19 protein-coding genes are annotated in these 21,289 nt (G+C 68.9%); 6 read left to right on the top strand and 13 right to left on the bottom strand.

Annotated features, from left to right (window positions below):
* Positions 1 to 13: 13 nt before the first annotated feature.
* The 4 genes from AC1DHX_RS07035 to AC1DHX_RS07020 form a co-directional block, all read right to left on the bottom strand.
* A complete protein-coding gene (locus AC1DHX_RS07035; protein WP_476848891.1) occupies positions 14 to 1,465 on the bottom strand; it encodes an aspartate kinase in 1,452 nt (483 codons plus the stop codon).
* A gap of 75 nt (positions 1,466 to 1,540) precedes the next feature.
* The gene (gene ectB, locus AC1DHX_RS07030; RefSeq protein WP_476858796.1) at positions 1,541 to 2,812 is read right to left on the bottom strand and encodes a diaminobutyrate--2-oxoglutarate transaminase; all 1,272 of its coding nucleotides are present in this window, start codon (positions 2,810 to 2,812) and stop codon (positions 1,541 to 1,543) included.
* A 474-nt stretch (positions 2,813 to 3,286) separates the two neighbouring features.
* Positions 3,287 to 4,318: a M20/M25/M40 family metallo-hydrolase gene (locus AC1DHX_RS07025; RefSeq protein ID WP_476858797.1), complete on the bottom strand. Its 1,032-nt coding sequence runs from the start codon at positions 4,316 to 4,318 to the stop codon at positions 3,287 to 3,289.
* 43 nt (positions 4,319 to 4,361) lie between these two features.
* Positions 4,362 to 5,789, bottom strand: a complete 1,428-nt coding sequence (locus AC1DHX_RS07020; protein ID WP_476899929.1) for an MFS transporter — start codon at positions 5,787 to 5,789, stop codon at positions 4,362 to 4,364.
* A 277-nt stretch (positions 5,790 to 6,066) separates the two neighbouring features.
* Between AC1DHX_RS07020 and AC1DHX_RS07015 the strand changes: the two genes are divergently transcribed.
* The gene (locus tag AC1DHX_RS07015) at positions 6,067 to 7,191 is read left to right on the top strand and encodes an LLM class flavin-dependent oxidoreductase (RefSeq protein ID WP_476858799.1); all 1,125 of its coding nucleotides are present in this window, start codon (positions 6,067 to 6,069) and stop codon (positions 7,189 to 7,191) included.
* On the top strand, positions 7,191 to 7,652 hold the full coding sequence (locus AC1DHX_RS07010; RefSeq protein WP_223916163.1) for a MarR family winged helix-turn-helix transcriptional regulator: 462 nt from the start codon (positions 7,191 to 7,193) through the stop codon (positions 7,650 to 7,652). The genes AC1DHX_RS07015 and AC1DHX_RS07010 overlap by 1 nt, the downstream gene beginning before the upstream one ends.
* Positions 7,653 to 7,678: 26 nt before the next feature.
* Here AC1DHX_RS07010 and AC1DHX_RS07005 read toward each other — a convergent pair whose 3' ends face one another.
* The 3 genes from AC1DHX_RS07005 to AC1DHX_RS06995 all read right to left on the bottom strand — a co-directional run bounded on the left by AC1DHX_RS07005 (position 7,679) and on the right by AC1DHX_RS06995 (position 10,919).
* The gene (locus tag AC1DHX_RS07005) at positions 7,679 to 8,482 is read right to left on the bottom strand and encodes a transglutaminase-like domain-containing protein (RefSeq protein WP_223915942.1); all 804 of its coding nucleotides are present in this window, start codon (positions 8,480 to 8,482) and stop codon (positions 7,679 to 7,681) included.
* An 85-nt stretch (positions 8,483 to 8,567) separates the two neighbouring features.
* Positions 8,568 to 9,347, bottom strand: a complete 780-nt coding sequence (locus AC1DHX_RS07000; RefSeq protein ID WP_476858800.1) for a hypothetical protein — start codon at positions 9,345 to 9,347, stop codon at positions 8,568 to 8,570.
* Between the two features lie 99 nt (positions 9,348 to 9,446).
* Complete coding sequence (locus AC1DHX_RS06995; RefSeq protein WP_476858801.1) at positions 9,447 to 10,919, bottom strand: M20/M25/M40 family metallo-hydrolase; 1,473 nt, start codon at positions 10,917 to 10,919, stop codon at positions 9,447 to 9,449.
* Positions 10,920 to 11,045: 126 nt separating this feature from the next.
* Between AC1DHX_RS06995 and AC1DHX_RS06990 the strand changes: the two genes are divergently transcribed.
* Complete coding sequence (locus AC1DHX_RS06990; RefSeq protein ID WP_028277528.1) at positions 11,046 to 11,720, top strand: DUF1684 domain-containing protein; 675 nt, start codon at positions 11,046 to 11,048, stop codon at positions 11,718 to 11,720.
* Positions 11,721 to 11,724: 4 nt separating this feature from the next.
* Entirely contained in the window at positions 11,725 to 12,210 is a 486-nt protein-coding gene (locus tag AC1DHX_RS06985; protein WP_476858802.1) for a GtrA family protein, read from the top strand.
* An 80-nt stretch (positions 12,211 to 12,290) separates the two neighbouring features.
* Here AC1DHX_RS06985 and AC1DHX_RS06980 read toward each other — a convergent pair whose 3' ends face one another.
* Genes AC1DHX_RS06980 through AC1DHX_RS06960 form a run of 5 tightly spaced genes read right to left on the bottom strand, consistent with a single transcriptional unit; the run spans position 12,291 to position 18,274 of the window.
* A complete protein-coding gene (locus tag AC1DHX_RS06980; RefSeq protein WP_476858803.1) occupies positions 12,291 to 13,445 on the bottom strand; it encodes a cysteine desulfurase family protein in 1,155 nt (384 codons plus the stop codon).
* An 8-nt stretch (positions 13,446 to 13,453) separates the two neighbouring features.
* On the bottom strand, positions 13,454 to 14,380 hold the full coding sequence (gene nadC / locus AC1DHX_RS06975; protein WP_476857533.1) for a carboxylating nicotinate-nucleotide diphosphorylase: 927 nt from the start codon (positions 14,378 to 14,380) through the stop codon (positions 13,454 to 13,456).
* A 35-nt stretch (positions 14,381 to 14,415) separates the two neighbouring features.
* Positions 14,416 to 16,257, bottom strand: coding sequence for an L-aspartate oxidase (locus AC1DHX_RS06970; RefSeq protein ID WP_476899928.1), 1,842 nt, complete (start codon positions 16,255 to 16,257; stop codon positions 14,416 to 14,418).
* Positions 16,254 to 17,561: a quinolinate synthase NadA gene (gene nadA / locus AC1DHX_RS06965; RefSeq protein ID WP_476858805.1), complete on the bottom strand. Its 1,308-nt coding sequence runs from the start codon at positions 17,559 to 17,561 to the stop codon at positions 16,254 to 16,256. The genes AC1DHX_RS06970 and nadA overlap by 4 nt, the downstream gene beginning before the upstream one ends.
* On the bottom strand, positions 17,558 to 18,274 hold the full coding sequence (locus tag AC1DHX_RS06960) for an NUDIX hydrolase (RefSeq protein WP_230012031.1): 717 nt from the start codon (positions 18,272 to 18,274) through the stop codon (positions 17,558 to 17,560). Before AC1DHX_RS06960 ends, nadA begins: the two co-directional genes overlap by 4 nt.
* 233 nt (positions 18,275 to 18,507) lie before the next feature.
* Between AC1DHX_RS06960 and AC1DHX_RS06955 the strand changes: the two genes are divergently transcribed.
* Entirely contained in the window at positions 18,508 to 19,137 is a 630-nt protein-coding gene (locus AC1DHX_RS06955) for a maleylpyruvate isomerase N-terminal domain-containing protein (protein ID WP_476858806.1), read from the top strand.
* Here the strand turns inward: AC1DHX_RS06955 and AC1DHX_RS06950 are convergent.
* The gene (locus AC1DHX_RS06950; protein WP_028277521.1) at positions 19,134 to 19,610 is read right to left on the bottom strand and encodes an Lrp/AsnC family transcriptional regulator; all 477 of its coding nucleotides are present in this window, start codon (positions 19,608 to 19,610) and stop codon (positions 19,134 to 19,136) included. The two genes, AC1DHX_RS06955 and AC1DHX_RS06950, sit on opposite strands and share 4 nt — an antisense overlap.
* A gap of 183 nt (positions 19,611 to 19,793) precedes the next feature.
* Here AC1DHX_RS06950 and AC1DHX_RS06945 point away from each other — a divergent pair, with 183 nt between their 5' ends.
* Positions 19,794 to 21,242, top strand: a complete 1,449-nt coding sequence (locus AC1DHX_RS06945) for an amino acid permease (protein WP_476899927.1) — start codon at positions 19,794 to 19,796, stop codon at positions 21,240 to 21,242.
* The last annotated feature ends 47 nt before the right edge of the window (positions 21,243 to 21,289 follow it).

The raw sequence follows: 21,289 nt of genomic DNA, 5'->3' as shown, positions 1-21,289 counted from the left end.
TTTAGCTCCTTCGCTAGAAGTGACGTGCCACAGTTCTGTCGCCCGCCGGAACAGGGGTCATATCCTGGCCGGAAATCGGGACCCACGTCTGGAGCGGGGGGCCAACAGCGGGTGTGAGATGGCCTTCATGACCGGCCGCCGTTGCCTCGTCCGCCGGGGTCATGCCGAAGGCCCGCCGGACAGCGCGCTCGGCATCCGCGAGCCGGTCGGCGTGCGTGACAGCCCCCACGGACGTCTCGGAGATGTCGACGAGATCGAGCTCCACGTCGGCGTCGGACAGGGCCTTGAGGAAGGTGCAGAAGATTTGCGGGGACGACCGCATGCCCAGTCCAGTAATGGACACCCGGCCCACCCGGTCGTCGTGCTGCAAACCTTCAAATCCAATGCTTCCCTTTTCGGCATCCAGCACAGCAAGGGCGTTACCTGCATGGGCAGCAGGCACGATCAGTGCAACATCGGAACGCCTCGGGCCGGGGCCGGCCGTATTTTGGACAATTGCCTGGACATGCGCCCCGGACCGAGAGAGGACATGCAAGATGCGCGCCATGCTCTCCGGCTGGTCCGGAATTCCCACGACAGTGATTTTCGACGCCGAGTTGACCCCGGCTACAGCGGTCACCTCGGGTTGTTCCCTGGCGGGCTGGAGCAGTGGATGACGGTCAAGGCCGGGCAGGATCAACGTCCCGGGCTCCGGCACGAAGGAGGACCTCACATGGATCGGAATACCGAACCGGCGGGCGTATTCAACACACCGCAGGTGCAATACCTTGCAGCCGGAGGCGGCGAACTCAAGCATTTCCTCGCTCGAGAGGATCTCGATCTTCCGCGCCGTCGGGACAACCCGGGGGTCCGCGGTGTAGACGCCGTCGACGTCCGTGTATATCTCGCAAATATCGGCTTCGAGCGCAGCGGCCAGGGCGACCGCGGTGAGATCCGAGCCGCCACGGCCGAGCGTGGTCACCCTGTTCCGTTTCTGCGTCCTGCCCTGGAATCCTGCGACGATGGGGACCTCGCCACGGGCCAGACTACTGCGGACGCGGTCCGGCCTGACATCAGTGATGTGTGCCTTGCCGTGGATGTTGTCGGTAATGAGGCCGGCCGCACTGCCCGTAAATGTGCGGGGCAGCTGGCCGAGATCCGCCAGGGCAATCGCCAAAAGGGCCGAGGACACAAGCTCGCCGATGCTCAGCAGGGCGTCAAGGTCCACAGGCAAGGGCCGGGCGGAAACTTCCGCGGCAAGATCGCAGAGTTCATCGGTGGTGTCCCCCATGGCGGACACCACCGCCACGACCCGATAGCCGTTGGTCCGTGTTTTGGCGATCCGCTCGGCTGCCCGGAGAATACCCGCGGCATCCGCCAGGGACGAACCGCCAAACTTTTGAACAATGACACTACCCGGGGGAATCGCCCGGTCGGTTTCCGCTAGATCACTGTCGTTGAAAGCTGTTGCCTTGCGGGTACCCATTTTGCTCCCCGAAATCTACTTCGATTCTTGCAAGGGGCACTGGCCCCTTCGAGCCGTTTCGCCCTGATCGGATGCTCAAATGGTTGATCCCAAGGCCACCGGCTCCCCGGTCACAGTCACTGCGGCTGCAGCGAGAATATCGAGTCCCTTCTGAAGATCCTCGGGGCTGATAGTCAGCGCGGGCATCGTCTTGACCACTTCACCTTCGGGTCCGGACGTTTCCACGAGCAGACCCCGGGCAAAGGATTCGGCCGCAATCTTCTCCGCAGTCTCGGGGTTGGGGTAGTAAACACCCGCGAGCAGTCCCCGGCCACGGACCGTGGCGCCTTCGACGCCCGCTGCGATCTGGGTAAGCCCCTCGTGGAGCTGGGAAATGAGCCCCGCGACGCTTGACTGGAAGCTGCCGTCCCGCCAGTAGTGCTCCAGGGCGGCGGCGCCGGTGACGAATGCCGGGTTGTGCCCCCGGAACGTTCCGTTGTGCTCGCCAGGCTTCCAAATATCCAGTACGGGTTTGAACAGTGTCAGTGCCAAAGGCAGCCCAAAGCCCGAGATGGACTTCGACAGGCAGACGATATCCGGAGTGATCCCCGCCTCCTCGAAGCTGAAGAAGGTCCCGGTCCGTCCGCAGCCGGCCTGGACATCATCCACGATGAGCAGGATGTCGTGTTGCCGGCACAGCTCGGCAAGGCCTCGCAGCCAGGACACCCGGGCGGCCCTGAGCCCACCCTCGCCCTGGACGGTTTCCACGATCACCGCTGCGGGCTTATCGATGCCCGATCCCCTGTCCTCCAGGGCTTGCCGGAGCCACAGAAAGTCCGGAATCTGACCATTGAAGAACCCGTCATAGGGCATGCTCGATGTGTTCGTCAGCGGGACGCCGGCTCCCTGCCGTTTCATTGAATTTCCCGTGACCGACAACGATCCCAGGGTCATCCCGTGAAACGCGTTGGTGAAGCTCAGGACATGCTGCCTGCCGGTAACCTTCCGGGCAAGCTTCAGGGCTGCCTCCACTGAGTTTGTTCCCGTCGGTCCGGGGAACATGACTTTGTAGTCCAAATTCCTGGGCTCAAGGATCAACTCCCGGAAGGTTTCCAGGAAGCGCCGCTTGGCCGGTGTTTTCATGTCGAGTGAATGAACGATTGCGCCGGAGAGAAGATAGTCCACCAGCGGCTGCAGCAGCACCGGGTTGTTGTGCCCGTAGTTCAGTGCTCCGGCACCGGAAAAGAAGTCCAAATATTCTCTGCCGTCTTCACTGTAGAGGCTGCTGCCGGACGCACGTTCAAACACGGTGTCCCAACTGCGGCAGTAGCTGCGGACCTCAGACTCCAAGCTTTCGAAGATATCCATCTGTCGATGTCCCCCGTACTTCCGACTAGCGACGTTGCCCGAGCGCAAACACAACCCGGGTTTTCCGGATGACGGGCGCGGGAAGGGGACAGCGCAGCGCCTGCGGCGCACTGACCGTTGCTTTCACGGGGCCCGTATTTACTCCCGCATAGAGGTGCTCTAGGCGGGAACTGGGCAGACCCTAGACGCCTGCCCAAATGCTTTTCCGTTTCTTATCGTAATCTCAGGAAACTCACAGCACCTGAGTAGCGGGTACCTGTCTTTTCCCCTCAAACGGCTGATTAACTACCCGATTCGGCGGGGTTTCTCACCTCTTGCGGCCCCGGGCTACTCGGAAAAATGCCGGCCGCCGGGCATCCGGCAGACATGGGCGCCGGCGCCATGGACATCCGACTTCCTCTGCCAACGGGGACGGCGAACGCGGCGAGGGATGGGACACCGTTTTGAGAGTCGTTTGAAAGGCGAAGCTGGTGTTTAGCCGGTCTTGGCCATCGCGTAGGCCACGGTGCCGTAGGCCAGGGCGCCGGACATTTCGGTGAGCAGTTCCGGGTTGGTGTTGGCGATCGTGTCGCAGGCCTCGTGGTAGCAGGGATCCAGGTCCTTGCCGGCCACCCCGCCAAAGGACTGCGCCTGGGCCTGGGTCTTCCTCTCGACATCGCCGGTGAACAGCCCGCCGCCGGGAATGCCGGCCGAGAGGAAGGCGTCGTAGTCCGAGCCGCCGTCAAAAGGCGTGGTCTCGGCCGGCAGCGCGTTCTCCTGGAAGTACCGGAACAGGATGTCCTCGATCGCCTTGGACCCGGCCGGGCCGCCGTCGCCGAAATCCGATCCGTCCCCGTCATGCACGGACCGCACACCGTTGGGCGAGGCCGCCATGTCCACGTTCAGGTTCGCCGCGGTCTGGCCGATCTCGGCCGCACTGAGTTCGTCGACGTAGTGCTGGGACCCGTACAGCCCGTCCTCCTCGCCGCCCCAGAACGCGAACCGGACCCGGTTGGCCGGGGTGATCCCGGCCTCCTTCATCCACCGCGCGGTCTCCAGGACGGCCGCGACCCCGCTGGCGTTGTCGTTGATGCCCGGGCCCTCCTGCACGGAGTCCAGATGCGCACCCACCACCACGGTGTGCCCGGCATCGCCACCCGTGTCGGCGAGGATGTTGAAGGACTCCACCGTCTTGCCGCGCCGGCCGTCCTCTTTGAACGTGAAGCTCTGCCGCACCGGCGAGTACCCGGCCGCGCGCAGCTGTTCCTCGACGTATCGGGCCGACTCCTCATACCCCGAGGTGCCCGAGGCCCGGTTCCCGCCGTTGGCATCGGCAACCCGCTGCAGCGCCTGCAGGTGCCCCACCACGTCCCGGGACTCGAACGCCGCCAGCACCGCGCGCGCGTCCACCGTGCTCGCCGGGGCCAGCACGGTGGGTGCCGAACATCCCGAAACCAAAAGGCTGATTGCCACCAGGACAGCCGCGGCCGCCGCGCGCCCCCGCTCGTACCTCCGCGTACCCGTCACGCTAAGAACATACTGCCTCAGTCGCCGGGGAGGAAGGCCACCCCTAGTGCGAGCCGGCCCTAAGCGGTGCGGCGGCCACGGCCGCCGGGTCGGAGAAGGCCAGACGGGGCACCACCACCAGCGCGGCAGCGGCGGCAAGCCCGGTGACTCCGCAGATGGTCCATACCGTGAGGTAGCCAGCGAGCGGCGCCGCGGTCTGACCGGCGTCCCCCGCGCCGGCCCCGGCCTCGGCCAGGACGTGGCTGACCAGGGCGATGCCGAACACCGCGGACGCGAAGGCTCCGCCGATGGTCTTGGTGGTGTTGGTCAAACCCGTGGCCATCGCGGTCCGGTTGAGGGGCGCGGCCGCGGCGGCCGCCGAAGGCAGCGCCGCCACGAGGGCCCCGGAGCCGACACCGGCGATCGCCATGTTGGCCAGCGCTTGGGCGAGACTGCCGTGGAACGGCAGGAACAGCMGGTAGCCCAGGCCCACGAGCGTGGCGGCGCCCACGAGGGTCCAGCGCGGGGTGAGCCGGCGGGTCACCACCGGGTACAGCAGCGCGCCCACCAGCAGCGCCAGCACGTAGACCCCGATGATGATGGAGACCTGCCCAGCGCGCAGCCCGAGGCCGTAGCCGTGCAGCGCGGGATCCGTCCGGGCGAAGGTGGACAGCGGGGCCTGCGCGCCGAGCACCGAGACGCCAAAGAGCCCGGCGGTCAGCTGGACGGGCCACATGGACTTACCCCGCAGCATTCGGATGTCGACGAGCGGATCGGCCGCGCGCAGCTCGAACCGCGCAAACGGAACGAACACCAGAATTCCGGCTCCCACCAGCGCCCACGGCCACCACGCGCCGGCCCCGTTGAGGCGCATGAAGGTCAGACCGGACGTGATAAGCAGCAGCCCGAGGGCGAGGAGCGTGAAGCCGCGGGTGTCCACGCGTCCGCCGCTGCGCTCCCGCGACTCCGGCACGCCAAACCTGACGGCGAACCAGCATGCGGAGACGGCCACCGCGGGGACCAGGAGCACCAGCTGCAGCTGGCCCGCGAACACTTCCACGAGCGCACCGGCGGCGAGCGCCCCGGCGATGACACCGGCTTCCAGCGCCCCGACGAGGACGCCGGCCGCGCGCCGCGTGCGGGCGGCGCCGTCGGGCAACTGATGGACGCGGCTGAAGATCAGGGCAATTTCCAGGGGCAGCCAGACCACGTAGAAACCCTGGAACGACCACGCGGCCAGGAAGGTCCAGAAGTCCGGGGCGAGCGCGACGCCCCAGGAGGCCGTGGCGGTGACCAGCGTGGAAACCAGCAGGATCCTCTTGTGCCCGTACATGTCCCCCAGCTTGGCCAGCACCGGGACGGCGAGGGCGCTGACCATGAGCTGCGCGGCCTCGAACCAGTTGACGTCGGCGTCGTGGATTCCCAGGTGCCGGGCGATATCGGTGAGGATGGGCGTGTAATAGCCCTGCAGGACTCCACTGGTGAGCTCCACCAGACACAGAAAAGCTACAACACGGCGCATGGCGGCCTTCCGGGAGGGCGGGCACCTCGCGGCCAGCCGATTGATTGCATCCTAGGCCCGCGCCGTCGCCGAAGGCGGGAACGCGGCCGGCAACGCGGCCGGGAAGACGGGGCGGCAAACCCGGCCGGAACGGCGCGGGAATATTCGTCCACGCCGGGCGTTATACCGGTCGATAGATGCAAACGCATCTAAATCGGCTATAGTAGAAACAGATCCCGGATCCACCCCGGCCACGGAAAGGCACACCATGCAGATCGGCGTATTCAGCGTCAGCGACATCACTACCGACCCCACCACGGGCCGCACCCCGACTGAGCACGAGCGCATCAAGGCGTCCGTGGCGATCGCCAAGAAGGTCGAAGAGATCGGCATGGATGTCTACGCCATCGGCGAGCACCATAACCGGCCGTTCTTCTCGTCCTCCCCCACCACCACGCTGGCGTACATCGCGGCCCAGACCGAGCGCATCATCCTGTCCACGGCCACGACCCTGATCACCACGAACGACCCCGTGAAGATCGCAGAGGACTTCGCGATGCTCCAGCACCTCGCGGACGGACGCGTGGACCTGGTCCTGGGCCGCGGCAACACCGCCCCCGTCTACCCCTGGTTCGGCAAGAACATCCAGGACGGGATCGAACTCGCGATCGAGAACTACTCCCTGCTGCGCCGCCTCTGGGACGAGGACACCGTCAACTGGTCCGGCAAGCACCGCACCCCGTTGCAGAACTTCACCTCCACCCCCCGCCCGCTCGACGGCGTCGCCCCCTTCGTGTGGCACGGCTCGATCCGCACGCCGCAGATCGCCGAAGTGGCGGCGTACTACGGTGACGGCTTCTTCGCCAACAACATCTTCTGGCCCAAGGAGCACTACCAGCAGCTGATCGGCCTCTACCGCGAACGCTATGAGCACTACGGCCACGGCAAGGCGGACCAGGCGATTGTGGGCCTCGGCGGCCAGTTCTTCATGCGGAAGAACTCCCAGGACGCCGTCAAGGAGTTCCGCCCCTACTTCGACAACGCCCCGGTCTACGGCCACGGCCCCTCGCTGGAGGACTTCACGTCCCAGACCCCGTTGACCGTCGGCAGCCCGCAGGAAGTGATCGAAAAGACCCTGACGTTCAGGGAGTACTTCGGCGACTACCAGCGCCAGCTCTTCCTGATCGACCACGCCGGCCTGCCGCTGAAGACCGTCCTGGAACAGCTGGACCTGTTCGGCGAGGAAGTGCTGCCGGTGCTGCGCAAGGAATATGCCGCGCTCAAGCCGGCACACGTTCCCGAACCGCCCACGCACGCCGGCCGGGTGGCGGCCGCGCTGGCAGCGGGCACCGTCGACGCCCCCGCGGCAGAGACCACCGTTCAGGGCTCATGATGCCCGCCAAGACTACCGAATCGCCGGTACGCCTGGCCGCGGAAACCTGGGAGTCCCTGTTCCGGGCCCAGGTGGCGGTGATGCGCAAGCTGCAGGCGGCGCCGGCATTCAAAGCCCTGGCGCTCAATGAGTACGACGTCCTGTTTACGCTCTCCCGCTGCCCCTCCGGGTGGCTGCGCCTGAACGAACTCAACGACAACGTGCTGCTGAGCCAGTCCAGCCTGAGCCGGCTGGTGGAGCGGCTCGGGAAGCGCGGGCTCGTTGAACGGACTCCAGCCCCGGAGGACGGACGCGGGATCCTCATCCGGCTCACCGATGCCGGACGGGACCTGCAGAAGCAGATCGGCCGGGAACACGTGCGCGACATCGCCGCGCTCGTGGGCCCGGCCCTCTCCGCCGCCGAACAGCAGGAGCTGCTGCGGCTGACCGAGAAGCTCCGCGCCGCTGTCTCCGTGCGCTAAGACCGTGCCCTGAGGCCGTGCGCTGCCTAGTGGATCGCGACGAGCTGGGCCGGGTCTTCCTGCGGCAGGTCATCGACGACGGCGGTGACGCTGAGTTCCTTCAGGGACAGGCTGCCGCCCACGGTGGACAGGAAGGCGGTGTCCGAGGAATCGCGTCCTGCCGTGATCCGCAGCATGCTCTCCCGCGGCGCCAGCCCCGTGGGGTCGATGACGTGCCAGGCGCCGTTGATGTGCGCCTCGGCCACGGCGTGGAAGTCCATCGGGGTCAGTCCCGGGGCGTAGACGGCGGCCAGCCGGGCCGGGACGTTCTTGGAACGCAGCAGGGCAATGGCGAGGTGGGCAAAGTCCCGGCAGACGCCGCGGCGGTGCAGCAGTGTTTCGACCGCGCCGTCGGTCCCCCGCGAGGATCCGCTGACGTAGCGCAGCTCGTTGAAAACCCAGTCCCGGACGGCGTGGAGTAGCTCCTCGCCCTGGAGCCCGCCGAATTCGGCATAGGCGGTGGGCAACAGCCGGTCCGATTCCGCGTAGCGGCTGGGCCGGACATAGCGGATCAGTTCCATGAGCCCGGGTTCCTCGGGCAGCGCGAAGCCGGTGACGGTGGCCGAATACTCAACCAGGACTTCGGTGGGTTCGGCGAATTCCATGTAGTGGAAGCGTCCGCCGTGATGGTCCGAGAGCTCGGTCAGCGGCACGTCCCCGCCTCCCGCGGTCACCCTGAGCGATTCTTCAATCGAGTCGTAGCCGGCGTTCCGGGCCACCGCCACGGCGAGAGCCACCTTGGTTTCGGCAACGGTCTTGAAGGCCAGGCGGGCGGCTACGGCGCGTTCCATGTATCTCTGTCTCCGGGATGTGGGATTGAGGTGGGTGCAGGGGAAGCCGCCGTCAACGGCCCGGGGATGTGCGGGGCGGGCGGGACTAGTTTTTGATCTTCAGAGACATTAGCATCCGCTGGAGGTTCGCGAATTCGGACCCCTCATTGACGTACTTGGCCGCCTGGTCGAGAGTGTCGAAGGCCTTGGCGGGGGCAACCTTCTGGTCCGGCGCCAACGCTTTGAGCACTGTCAGGTCCCCGAACGAATAGTCCCCCTTGCCGGCCGGGCCACGGACCACGTTCTGCAACGCGCAGCTCCTGCCGCCGGCGCCGCCCGCCACGTTGGTGATGCCGTAGGAGCCGAAGTACTTGTAGCCCTGGATCACCCGGAACACCACGTGCGGGTCAATGGTTCCCCCGCCGCCGGCGTGCGGCAGGTCAACCGGCACGCTGCTGACCACGACGTAGTTGCGGGCGGTGTCGTCCGGGCAGGCCGCGGCCGGCTGCGGGGGCAGGCCGGTCTGCAAGGTGGCCAGGTAAGCGCCGCCGGCGTCCTTGACGGTGATCTTCAGCGCCCCGGGCAGCGCACCGGCGTCGGGAGCTACGGACTGGACAATCCAGTCCTGCGGCACCTCAAAACTGACGGACTTTGCCGGGTCGGTAAAGACCTTCCAGGCCGCTGCGCTCGAGCCCGCGCTGGGGGAAGCGCCGGCCGAGGCGGCGGCACCAGTGGTGGCAGACGGCGTCGCACTCTCACTCGCACCGGGACCCGCACTGTCCGCCGCGCTGCTGCCCGCGGTCCAGACCGGCGTCCCCTTGCCGTCGCTGCTGCAGCCCGAAAGGGCTGCCGCCGCGACCGCGAGCACCGCGCCGGTGCGCAGCACAGCGCACCGGATTCCTGCAGTGCCTGCTGAAGAAGCGGTGCCTGCTGAAGAAGGGGCCTTCCCTGTCATGGTGCCAGCGTAGCCGGGACGCCGCATGACTCAGAGCTCCCGCATCAGTGTTTCGTAGAACCGGACCCCCTGCTCCAGCGTCTCCAGCCCGATCTTTTCGTCAACGGCGTGGATAGAGCCGCGGGCCCGGACGTCCATGAAGAAGGGCGCGAAGCGGTACACGGCACCGCAGATCCCGGTGAAACGGCGCGAGTCGGTGCCGCCCATCATGATGTAGGGGGTGATGATCGCCTCGGGGAAGACCTGCCCGATGCAGTCCGCCAGCAGGTCCCACTGGGCCCCCGAGGACGGCGACACCGGAGACGGGTCGTTGCCCTCCACGACGCGCAGTTCGACTTTCGGGTCGCGGATGATTTTCCGCAGCAGTGCCATGGTGCCCTCGACCGTCTCCCCCACCGCCACCCTGATGTTGGCGTTGGCCTTCGCCGTGGCGGCGAGGACGTTGGCCCCGGAGCTGCCTTCGAGCGTGGTGATGGCGACGGTGGTTCGGGTCATGGCGTTGGTCTCGCTGCCGAGCCGGCCGAAGAGCCAGGTGATCGGCGCCCGGAGCAGTGCCACGTTCGCGAACACGGCCCGCAGCGGTGGCGGGGTGTGCGGRCCGAAGCGGCGCAGCATCTCGGCGGTCACCTCCGGCAGCGACTGCGGGAACGGGCTGCGCTCGATCCGGGTGATGGCGCGGGCCAGCCGCGCTGTCGCCCCCATCCGCGGCGGCGTGGAGGCGTGTCCGCCCGGGTCCCGGGTCAGCAGCTCCACGTCCAGGATTCCCTTTTCGGCCACGCCGACGACGGCGGCCGGCCGGCTCACTCCCGGGAAGGCGCCGCCCGCGACGGCACCGCCCTCGTCCAGCACGAGCCAGGGCACCACGCCGCGGCCGGCCAGCAGGTCCGCGGCGGCCGCCGCGCTGTTGCCGGCCGTCTCCTCGTTGTTGCCGAACGAGAAGTAGAGGTCGTGCGCGGGCGCATACCCCGCCAGCAGCAGGCTCTCGGCCGCTTCCAGGATGGCCACGAGCTGGCCCTTGTCATCAAGCGTCCCGCGGCCCCAGAGGAACGTGCCGTCGTTGTGGCCGGAGAACGGCGGGTGTGTCCACTCCCCCGGGTCGTCTGCCGGGACGACGTCGTAGTGCGCCATCAGCACCGACGCCCGGTGCACGGCCGCTGGGTCCTCCGCTGGTGCGGCGCCGGGCCAGCGGTACAGGAGGGCGTGGCCGTTGACCCGCTCCAGTTCCAGGGCAGCATGGACCGCCGGATACAACCGGGGCAGCGCCGCGATGAAGGCCTCGAACTCCGCTGTTTCCACCCCGGCCCCGGCATGGGAGGCCCCGGCCCGGGAGGACCCGGCATGGGAGGACCCCGCGGCCCGGATGGACACGGTCCGGTACGTCACGAGCTCCGCCAGCGACGCCGCCGCGCGCCCGGCGCCCGGCGGGTGCCCGGGGCCGCCCGGTGTTCCGCCGGGGCTCTTGAGGGTATTGCCGGCGGCCGCGTCCTGCAGGGGGTTGCGCATGCGCGAAAGTCTACGGCCGGAGGGTCCGCCGGAACGGGCTATTCGGCGCGCGGGTCCGGCCCCGGAATCCGGGGCACAATTTCGGCGCACAAATTTCGGCCCCGCGAAAGCGGATACGCTGGGGGCATGGCCGAACAGAGCATTGACGGAACGCACTTTGGGGATCTGGGCGACGTGGCAGGCATGTCGGCCCTCGATATCGCGGACTGGCGGCTGCGGACCTTTGCCCTCTACGCCACCACGCGAAAGATTGCCGCGGACAGCCCGGCCGAGGCGCATTCCTACTGGCGCCAGGAGCGGGACCGCATGTTCGGCACCCACCCGGCCTCCGCGCTGACGGCCGAGGCCAAAGCCACTTTCGGCGGCCTGAAGACGGCGGACTACGATCCGATCTACCGTTTCCACGTCCCGCTGACCCCCGAGGGCGCCGGGCGGGAGATGAACGTAGAGACCGGGACCGACGGCCTGGTCCGGTTTGTGCGGCTGGGCACCTTCGACCTGCCCGAGATGGGACAGCTCGCGGTCTGGAAGCTCAGGGGCTACGGCGGGGGCATCTTCGTGCCGTTCCGTGACGCCACCGCAGGCCAGCCCGGCGGCAGTTACGGCGCTGGACGCTACCTCCTGGACACCATCAAGGGAGCTTTCCACGGCGTGCGGGGCTCCGGGCCCCAGGCCGAATTCATCCTGGACTTCAATTTCGCCTACAACCCCTCGTGCGCCTACAACGAGGCTTGGGCATGTCCGCTGGCGGGCCCGGCAAACCGGCTGGCCGTGGACATCCCCGTGGGCGAGCTGTACTGAGCGGATGGAGTCCCAGCTCGAACAGCTTGACCCTGCCCCCGCCGTCGTCCTCGGGCCGAAGACCCGCCGGTACCGTGGAGTCCTCCGTTACCCCGTGGTCCGGCAGCTCATCCGGTTCACCGGCGTCGGCGTTGTCTGCACCCTGACCTCCCTGGCCCTGTACGCACTCTCCCGGCCCTGGCTTGGGGCCCAACCGGCCAACGCGGCGGCCCTGATCCTGACGTCGTTCATGAATACCGCCCTCAACCGGCGCCTGACGTTCAAGATCACCGAACGCCGCCGGATGAAGCGCGACCACCTCAACGGCCTGATCGTGATCCTCGTCGCGCTGCTGATCACCGGCGGCAGCCTCGCCGTCCTGCACTGGGTCAACCCGGACGCCACCGTGGCCGAGGAGCTGTGGACCACCACCCTCTCCGGTTTCGCCGCCACCGCCGTGCGGTTCACGATGCTGCGGCACTGGATCTTCCGCCGCGCCCGCCACCGCTGACGTCGCCCGGGGCCCTCACCCCGGGTTGAGCTATCAGTTCAAGCCGCTATGGAGGCCCGATAAAGACATTTAGTGACAGCTCAACCGGTGGAGGGGGTGCCGAGGGAGCGGACGCCGGCGACGGCGGTGCGGACCGCGGCCGCCGCCTCCTGCAACTGCGCTGCCGTCCCGGTCGAGTCGAAGCTGAACCGCACCGCCGTCTGGGCGATCTCGGGCTCGATGCCCAGGGCCAGCAGCACCGGCGAGGGCGCATCCGAGCCGGCGGCGCACGCGGAACCGCTGGAGCAGATGATGCCCTGGCGTTCGAGCTCAAGCAGCACGGACTCGCCGCTGGTGCCCGGGAAGCAGAAGGATGCCACCGAGGGCAGCCGCTCGGTGGGGTGGCCGGTGAGCAGTGCGCCGGGAACACCGGCCAGCACGGCGTCAATGAACCCGTCGCGGAGGGCAGCGACGTGCCCGGCCGGTTCCCGTGGCAGCGCCAGTGCCGTCGCCAGCGCCACGGCCCCGGCCACGTTTTCCGTGCCCGACCGGCGGCCCCGTTCCTGCCCGCCGCCGTGGACCAGCGGTTCAAGCCGGACCCGGCCGCGCACAAACAGCGCGCCGCTGCCTTTGGGCGCGCCCAGCTTGTGGCCGGAAATGCTCAGCGCGTCCACGCCCAGTGCGCCGGTGTCCAGCGGCAGCCAGCTGGCGGCCTGGACGGCGTCGGTGTGGAACGGGACCCCGTGGGCATGGGCCAGCGCCGCGAGCCGGGCGATGGGCTGGACCGTGCCGACCTCGTTGTTGGCGTACATGATGCTGACCAGGGCCGTGCCGGGCTGCAGCACGGCGGCGAGGGCCTCTTCGCTTACCTGCCCGAAGCGGTCCACGGGGATCACGTCGACGGCGAACCCGTGGACCCGTTCAAGGTACCTGGCGGATTCTTCCACCGCGGGATGCTCGACGGCGCTGATCGCCACCCGGTCCAGGCGCGGATCGGCGGCGCGCCGGGCCAGGGCGATGCCCTTGACGGCGAGGTTGTCCGCTTCCGTGCCGCCGGAGGTGAAGACGACTTCCCCGGGGCGGCAGCCGAGGGCCCTGGCGGTTGCGGCGCGGGCCCCTGCGAGCGCCGCGGCAGCCGCCTCACCCAGGGAGTGATGGCTTGACGGGTTGCCGAATTCGCCCGTGAGGTACGGCCACATGGCCTCCAGCACCTCGCGGCGGACCGGGGTGGTGGCCGCGGCGTCGAGGAAGATCATGGCGCGCCTCAGCCGGCCGCCGGGCCGGCGCCTGAGTCGACGGCCGGCTCGACGTCAAGCTCAATGTCCAGGCCGAGGTCCAGTGCCGTGACACTGTGCGTCAGGGCACCGATCGAGATGACGTCCACCCCGGTGGCCGCGATGTCCGCCACGGTGGCGAGGTTGACGTTGCCGCTGGCCTCGACGCGGGCCCGGCCGCCCACCAGCCCGACGCCGGCCGCGAGCTCGGCCAGGGAGAAGTTGTCCAGCATGATGGTGTCCACCCCGGCGGCCAGGACGGGCTCGATCTGCTCCATGGTGTCCACCTCCACTTCGAAGTGTGTTGTGTGGCCGAGCTGGGCCTTGGCGCCGCTGAGCACTGCGGTCAGCTTCGCCGGATCGCCGCCGGTGAGGACGGCCAGGTGGTTGTCCTTGGCCAGGACGGCGTCGGAGAGGCTGAAGCGGTGGTTGGCGCCACCGCCGCAGCGGACGGCGTAGCGTTCGAGCACCCGCAGCCCCGGCGTGGTCTTGCGGGTATCGGTGATCCGGGCCCGGGTGCCGGCCACGAGCGCCACGAACTCGGCCGTTTTGGTGGCGATGGCGCTCATCCGCTGGACCAGGTTCAGTGCGACGCGTTCGGCCAGCAGCACGGCGCGGGCGTTCCCGGTCACGCGGGCCAGGGCGGTTCCGGCGGCGAAGGCCTCGCCGTCGTGGACCAGCAGTTCGACGACGGCGCCCGGGTCGGTCAGCCGCATCGCCGCGGCGAAGACCTCCCCGCCGCTCAGCACCCCGGGAACGCGGGCGTTGAGCACCGCGGTGGCCCGCGCCTGCGCCGGGATGAGCGTCTGGGAAGTGACGTCCCCGTACGGGGCGTCCTCCTGCAGCGCCGCGCGGAGGACGGCCAGGACGGCAGCCTCGGGCAGGCTCCCGGCGAGCGCCGCGGTGCGGGAGGGCAGGGTTTCCGGGGCAGCGGTTGCGTGGGCAGTGGTGGTCACGAGGAAATCCTTTGCATGGAATGGGTGAGGGCTGAGGCGTCGTCCGTGTCCGCCCGGTAGTGGGCTCCGACGGACTGCGTGCGGTTCAGGGCAGCCGCCACAAGCAGGCGGGCCGCGAGGAGCAGGTTCCGGTCCTCATGGGCATCCTGGCAGAGCCAGTCACTGTGGCCGGCATCGGGAGCGGTCTCAGAATGGACAACGGCGTCCCAGGCCGCAAGCACGGTCTCCGCCTCCCGCAGTTGCTCCCCGCTGCGCATTACCCCGGCGTCCGCCGTCATCAACCGCCGAAGAGCGTCGCGCGAGAAAACCCCGTACGCGGATACCGACTTCACAAGATCTTCGGACACGCTCGCTAAAGTGTCCTCCCCTGACGTGAAGTCGTGCGACGGCGCCGCGGAAGCGTGCGTCAAGGGGAGGCCGCCCGCGGCCGTAGGCCCACACGATCCGGGTTCCCTGGCCGAGCTTGCGAGGCTAGGGGGATCGTGGGGAGCACACGGAGCAGTGGTGTCGTGCGACGGGTCGGCGTGCAGGAAGTCCTCGACCGCCCGGCGGCCGAACACCAGGCCCTCCAGCAGCGAGTTGCTCGCCAGCCGGTTGGCCCCTTGGGCGCCCGTGCGGGCCATCTCGCCGGCGGCGTACAGGCCGGGAACGGACGTGCGGCCCCGCAGGTCGGTGCACACGCCGCCCATCCAGTAGTGCGCTGCCGGGGAGACTGGGACCGTTTCTGTGGTCCAGTCGTAGCCGGCGGCGAGGGTGGCCGCCGTGACGGTCGGGAACCGCCGGGCCAGGAAGCCCGCGCCCCGCTCTGCCTCGATGCCGCGGGCGTCCAGGTAGACCGGACTGTCCGGCGCGGCCCCCGTGGCGGCCAGGTGCAAGGCGATGCTGCGGGAGACGACGTCGCGGGGGGCCAGTTCGGCGTCGGGGTGGTAGTCGGGCATGAAGCGGTATCCCGCGGCATCCAGCAGCACCGCGCCCTCGCCGCGGACCGCTTCGGAGATGAGCAGGGCCGGCGGCCCGCCCGGAATCTCCCCGGCGGCAAGGGTGGTGGGGTGGAACTGGAAGAACTCGAGGTCCCGCACCGCGGCGCCGGCACGCCAGGCCAGGGCCAGGCCGTCGGCGGTGGCGACGGCGGGGTTGCTGGTGCGGGCAAAGAGCCGGCCCGCACCGCCGGTGGCGAGGAGGACGGCGTCGGCGGCCAGCTCCTGGGGCCGTCCGCCGGCCAGGTAGGCCACGCCGGTGACCCGGGCCGGCGTCGGGGGTGCGCTGCCGGGCTGTGACGGAGCTTCCGGGCGGACACCAGGTTCGGTCAGGAGCCCGGTGACGAACGCGCTGGTCTCCACCCGGAGCCGGCCGTGGCCGGCGCGGTCCAGGACGGCGCGTTCGAGGACGGCGGCGACGAGCCCGCGGGCGATGCAGGCGCCCGTCGCGTCCCCGCCGGCGTGCAGGATGCGCGGGGCCGAGTGTGCCGCTTCCAGGCCCAGGGCCGGTCCGCCGTCGGGAGCTGCGTCGAAGTGCACGCCGTAGCGGCCCAGGCCGGCGATGTCCCGGACAGCCTCCGTGCACAGGATCCGGACTGCCTCGGGGTCGTTGAGCCCGGCACCGGCGGCGAGCGTGTCCGCGATGTGCGCTGCCACGGAGTCCCCGGGGGCAGCATCCTCCGGGGCCAGCACGGCCGAGATGCCGCCCTGGGCGTAGAAGGTGTTGCTTTGCTCCAGCGTCCCCTTGCTCAGGAGGACCACTTCGATGTCACGGCCGCCGGTGGGGGCGTCGTCGGTGGCGAGCAGCGCGGCGTAGAGCCCAGCAATCCCGCTGCCGACGATCACGAGCCGCCTGGTCACGGCCGCGCCGCCAGCATGCGTTCCAGGGCCACCCCGGCCGGGGCGGCCACGTCCTCGTCCACGGTGATGCGGTTCAGCACCTCGCCGCGGACGAGCGCTTCCAGGACCCAGGCGAGGTATCCGGGGTGGATGCGGTACATCGTGGAGCAGGGGCAGATCACCGGGTCGAGGCAGAAGATGGTGTGCTGCGGGTATTCCGCAGCGAGCCGGTTCACCATGTTGATCTCGGTGCCGATCGCAAACGTGGTGGGCTCCGTGGCCGCGGCGATGGCCTTCTTGATGAAGTCGGTGGACCCGGCGGAATCGGCGGCATCCACCACCTCCATGGGGCATTCCGGGTGCACGATCACCTGCACGCCGGGGAACTCGGCGCGGGCCTTTTCGATCTGGCCCACGTTGAAGCGCTTGTGGACCGAACAGAAGCCGTGCCAGAGGATTACCCGGGAGTCGAGCAGGGCCTGTTCGTCGTTGCCGCCGAGGTCCTTGCGCGGGTTCCACATCGGCATCTGCTCCAGCGGCACCCCCATGGCCTTCGCGGTGTTGCGGCCCAGGTGCTGGTCGGGGAAGAACAGCACGCGCTGGCCGCGTTCAAACGCCCATTCCAGCACGGTCGCGGCGTTCGAGGAGGTGCAGACGATCCCGCCGCGCTCGCCGCAGAAGCCCTTGAGGGCGGCGGAGGAGTTCATGTAGGTGACCGGGATGACAGGGACCCGGCCCTCGGCGTCGGGCTCGGTGCCGAAGACCTCCTCAAGCTGTTCCCAGCACTCGGTGACCGAGTCGATGTCCGCCATGTCGGCCATGGAGCAGCCCGCGGCCAGGTTGGGCAGGATCACGGCCTGGTCGGGGCGGGACAGGATGTCCGCCGTCTCGGCCATGAAGTGCACGCCGCAGAAGACGATGGCCTCCGCGTCGGGCCGGGTCAGGGCGGCGTTGGCGAGCTGGAACGAATCTCCCACGAAGTCGGCGTATTCGATCACTTCGTCGCGCTGGTAGAAGTGCCCCAGCACGACGGCGCGGTCCCCCAGTGCCGCTTTGGCGGCGCGGATCCGGGCGTCGAGCTCGGCGTCGGAAGCGAGCTTGTATTCTTCCGGGAGCTGGCCCTGCCGGGGAGTGGAGGCCGGTGCGACGTCGGTGGAGGAGGCCCCCGGCCCGTAGGCGGGCACGCCGGCGAGGGCCTCGGCGAGGTCGTAGTCCCAGGGCCCGCGGGCCAGCGCGGGGCTGCAGGTGGAGGCGGCCGTGCCCTGTGCCAGAGTAGTGGCCTGCTCGCGCGTGATCAGCTGGATTGCCGTGTTGACGCTGCTCATGGTGTGCTCCTGTTGTCTGGGTCGAGGCCTGGGCGGCCGGTGAAGCGGTAGAGGCGGGGCGGGCGGTGCTTGCCGCCCTGCAGATAATGGTCGGTTTCTTCGATTTCCGGCGTGGCCTTGACCTGCCGGCGGAAGTTGGCGGGATCGAGTTCGCGGTCCAGGACGGCCTCGTAGACCTCCCGGACCTGGGCGAGGGTGAAGTACTCGCCCAGCAGGTGGTAGGCGATGGATCCGTAGGCCATCTTGTTGCGCAGCCGCCACAGCGCGTAGTCGACGATCGAGTTGTGGTCGAAGGCCAGCCCGTCCAGCCTGTCGGCGCGGAACCAGCGCACGTTCTCCGATTCGTCGGCCAGCGCGGCCTCCGTGGGCTGGACGAGTGCCCAGTACACGATCGAGACGACGCGCTGGGTGGGCGAGCGGTGCAGCCCGCCAAAGGCGTAGAGCTGTTCGAGGTAGTTCGGGGCCAGCCCGGTGGTCTCGCGCAGGTTCCGCGAGGCGGCGTCCTGGAGTGACTCGGAGTGCGTGAGCGGCCCGCCCGGCAGCGCCCAGAGGCCCTTGAACGGTTCGCGGATCCGGCGCACCAGCGGGATCCACAGCGTGGGCCGCCCGGAGCGTTCGCTGGGACGCAGCGCAAAGATCACCGTGGAGATGGCCAGCGACGGCGGCGCGGTCTGGCGCTCCGAGACGTTGGCTGCTGTGGTGTAAACGGTGATCTACCCGCCCTCTGAGGTCCCGGGCGGGTCCCGCGATGGACTGCCCGGCTGGATCCGGCCCGACCGCCGGATTAGTTATAGTCACATTGACTAGAACTAATGATACGGCCGCGCCGCCCGGGCGCAAAATGTTTCAGGTCACATGGGCCGGACCGGGATGCCGCCGGCGCACGGACCGGGCTTGTCCGCGGGTGCCGGCAACGGTATTAATCGAGGCTATGGACGGAGAAGTCATGGACGCAGAGGGTACGGACGCAGAGGCGGTCAGGGCCCGATACGCGGGAGCGGCCCAGGCATTCATGGAGCTCGCCGGGCAGGTACCGCACCAGGCGTGGTCGCGGCCGGCACTGGGTGAATGGGATGTCCGGGCGCTGACCGGCCACACGAGCCGGGCCCTGACAACCGTGGAAGCCTACCTCGCCACCCCGGCCGCCGGGGCGCGGGTGCCGGGTCCGGTGGAATACTTCCTGGGCGTCCGGGGCGCCACCTCGCCCGCCGCGATTGCGCAGCGGGGCAGGGAAACCGGGGAGGCGCTGGGCGAGGACCCTGCCGCTGCCGTGCGGGAGCTTGTCCAACGCGTCACGGCCCTCGTCAGGAACACGCCCGACGATGCCCTGGTGGCCACCCCGGCCGGAGTAATGACGCTCATCGACTACCTGCCGACCCGGACCTTCGAGCTGGCCGTGCACACCCTGGATCTGGCGCGCGCCCTGGGCCTGCCGCCGCCCGCCGCCTTGGCCCCGGCGGTCGCGGCCTCCCTGGAGCTCGCCGGAGCCATCGGCTCCCGGTTGCCGTCCGCCGGTGATTTGCTGCTCTTGCTCACCGGCCGGACCAGCCTGCCCGAAAACCTGAGTGTCCTCTAGCCCGTGCCGGCGGCCGCGGCTTCCAGCAGCGGCAGGGTGCGGCCCTGGAAGTGCGTATTGAGCACGATCACGGAGGACGAGCGCAGGACCGATCTGGTGGCGATCATGGCATCGAGGACGCGCTGGAGGTCCGAATTGGAGCGGGCGGCTATCCGGGCCATGAGGTCCGAGCTCCCGGAGACGGTATGGATCTCAATCAGCTCGGGGATCCGCGCCAGGGCCTCCACGACGGCGTCGTGCCCGAGGTCCTGGTTGATCGTGAGGGAGCAGAAAGCCACCACGGGGTAGCCGAAGTGCGCCGGATCGGGCTGGGGCACCCATGAGCCAATCACGCCGGCGTCCTGCATCCGGTCCAGGCGCGACTGCACCGTGGCGCGGGCAACCTTCAGCACCCGGGAGGCCTCCAGGACCGAGGCCCGGGGGGAATCCGTGAAAAATCGGACAATCTTTGCATCAAGCGGATCAACGTCCACTGATTCTTCCTTCCCAAGCGGGACCGGGCCGGACAAACAGCCACCGATGCCCCGATTCAGTTAGCAAACTGCCACCATGCTCTCACGGCGGAGGCGCCCCGGCGGCCGGGGGCCGGGCCCAAATCCGGTAAATTCAATAGGTCCCATAAGGACGCAAAGATCCAAACCACACGAAGGTTCGCCATGACGATGAAGTCCACCGCGACGCTACCCACCGCGGTTCCCGCCCCGAGCCTGGGGCACAGCATGAAACCACGCCAGCTGACCATGATGGGACTGGGCAGCGCGATCGGCGCCGGCCTGTTCCTCGGCTCGGGGGCAGGAATCCAGGCGGCGGGACCGGCCGTGCTGATCTCCTACCTCGTCGCCGGAACCCTGATCATCCTGGTGATGTGGGCGCTCGGAGAGATGGCCGCGGCCAATCCCAACAGCGGCGCCTTCTCCGTGTACACGCAAAAGGCCATGGGCAAGACCGCGGGCGCCACCGTCGGCTGGCTCTGGTGGCTGCAGCTCGTGGTGGTCATCGCCGCCGAGGCCCTCGGCGCGGCCGGGCTCCTGTTCACTGTGTGGCCGGTGATCCCCGTCTGGGCACTGTCCCTGATCTTCATGGCCCTGTTCACCGCCATCAACCTGGCGGGCGTGAAGAACTTCGGCGAGTTCGAATTCTGGTTCGCCATCCTCAAGGTGGCTGCCACCGTGATATTCCTGGCCATCGGCGGGGCCCTGCTGCTGGGCTTGCTGCCGGACGTCCCGTCTCCTGGCCTCGGCAACTTCACATCCGGCTTCGCCCCGGCTGGCCTGGGCGGCATCGCAACGGCACTCTTCGTCGTCATCTTCGCCTTCGGCGGCACCGAGATTGTCAGCGTGRCCGCGGCCGAGACGGAAAACCCGGAGCGCAGCGTCGCCCAGGCGATCCGCACCGTCGTCTGGCGGATCCTCGTGTTCTACATCGGCTCGGTATTCGTCATCGCGGCCGTCCTTCCCTCAACCTCCGCGGCCCTGAAGTCCCCCTTCGCCGGCGTCCTCGACGTCGCCCGGATCCCCGGCGCCGGCGCCGCGATCACCCTGGTCGCCGTGATCGCGCTGCTGTCCGCCCTGAACGCCAACCTCTACGGCGCGTCCCGCATGGTGTACTCGCTCTCTGAGCGCGGCGAAGCCCCCAAGTTCCTCTCCAGGCTCAACACGGCCCGGGTCCCGGTCGTGGCGGTGAGCGTCTCCGTGGCCTTCGGCTTCCTGGCCGCCGTCCTGGAACTGCTCTTCCCCGACCAGATCCTGCCGGCGCTGTTCCAGCTGGTCGGTTCCACCTGCCTCGTTGTGTGGGGCTCGGCCCTGGTGTCCCAGCTGATCCTGCGCCGCCGGGCAGACCGCGACGGCACGGCGCTGCCGCTGCGGATGAAGGGCTTCCCCGGGCTGACGATCTTCGGGCTCGTGCTCCTGGCACTGATCTTCGCCGTCGGCTTCAGCAGCCCGGAGAGCAGCAAGCAGCTGGTCAGCACCCTGGTACTGGTGGCCGGCATCGCCGTGGCGTGCTGGACCGGCGCCCGGATCACCCGGAACCGCAACGCCGCCGCCGCCGGCGCCGGCGCCGGCGCCGGCGCAAAAGCCGACCAGGCGGAACAGCCCAGCCGCTAGACAAATTGCCAAGCTCACCGGCGCGCGGGGCGGCATAAGTGTGCAGT

It is taken from the genome of Arthrobacter sp. 05N33_2 (assembly GCF_056397425.1).
Note: the sequence above shows the minus strand (reverse complement) of the source record. Positions and strands in the feature narration are given on the sequence as shown.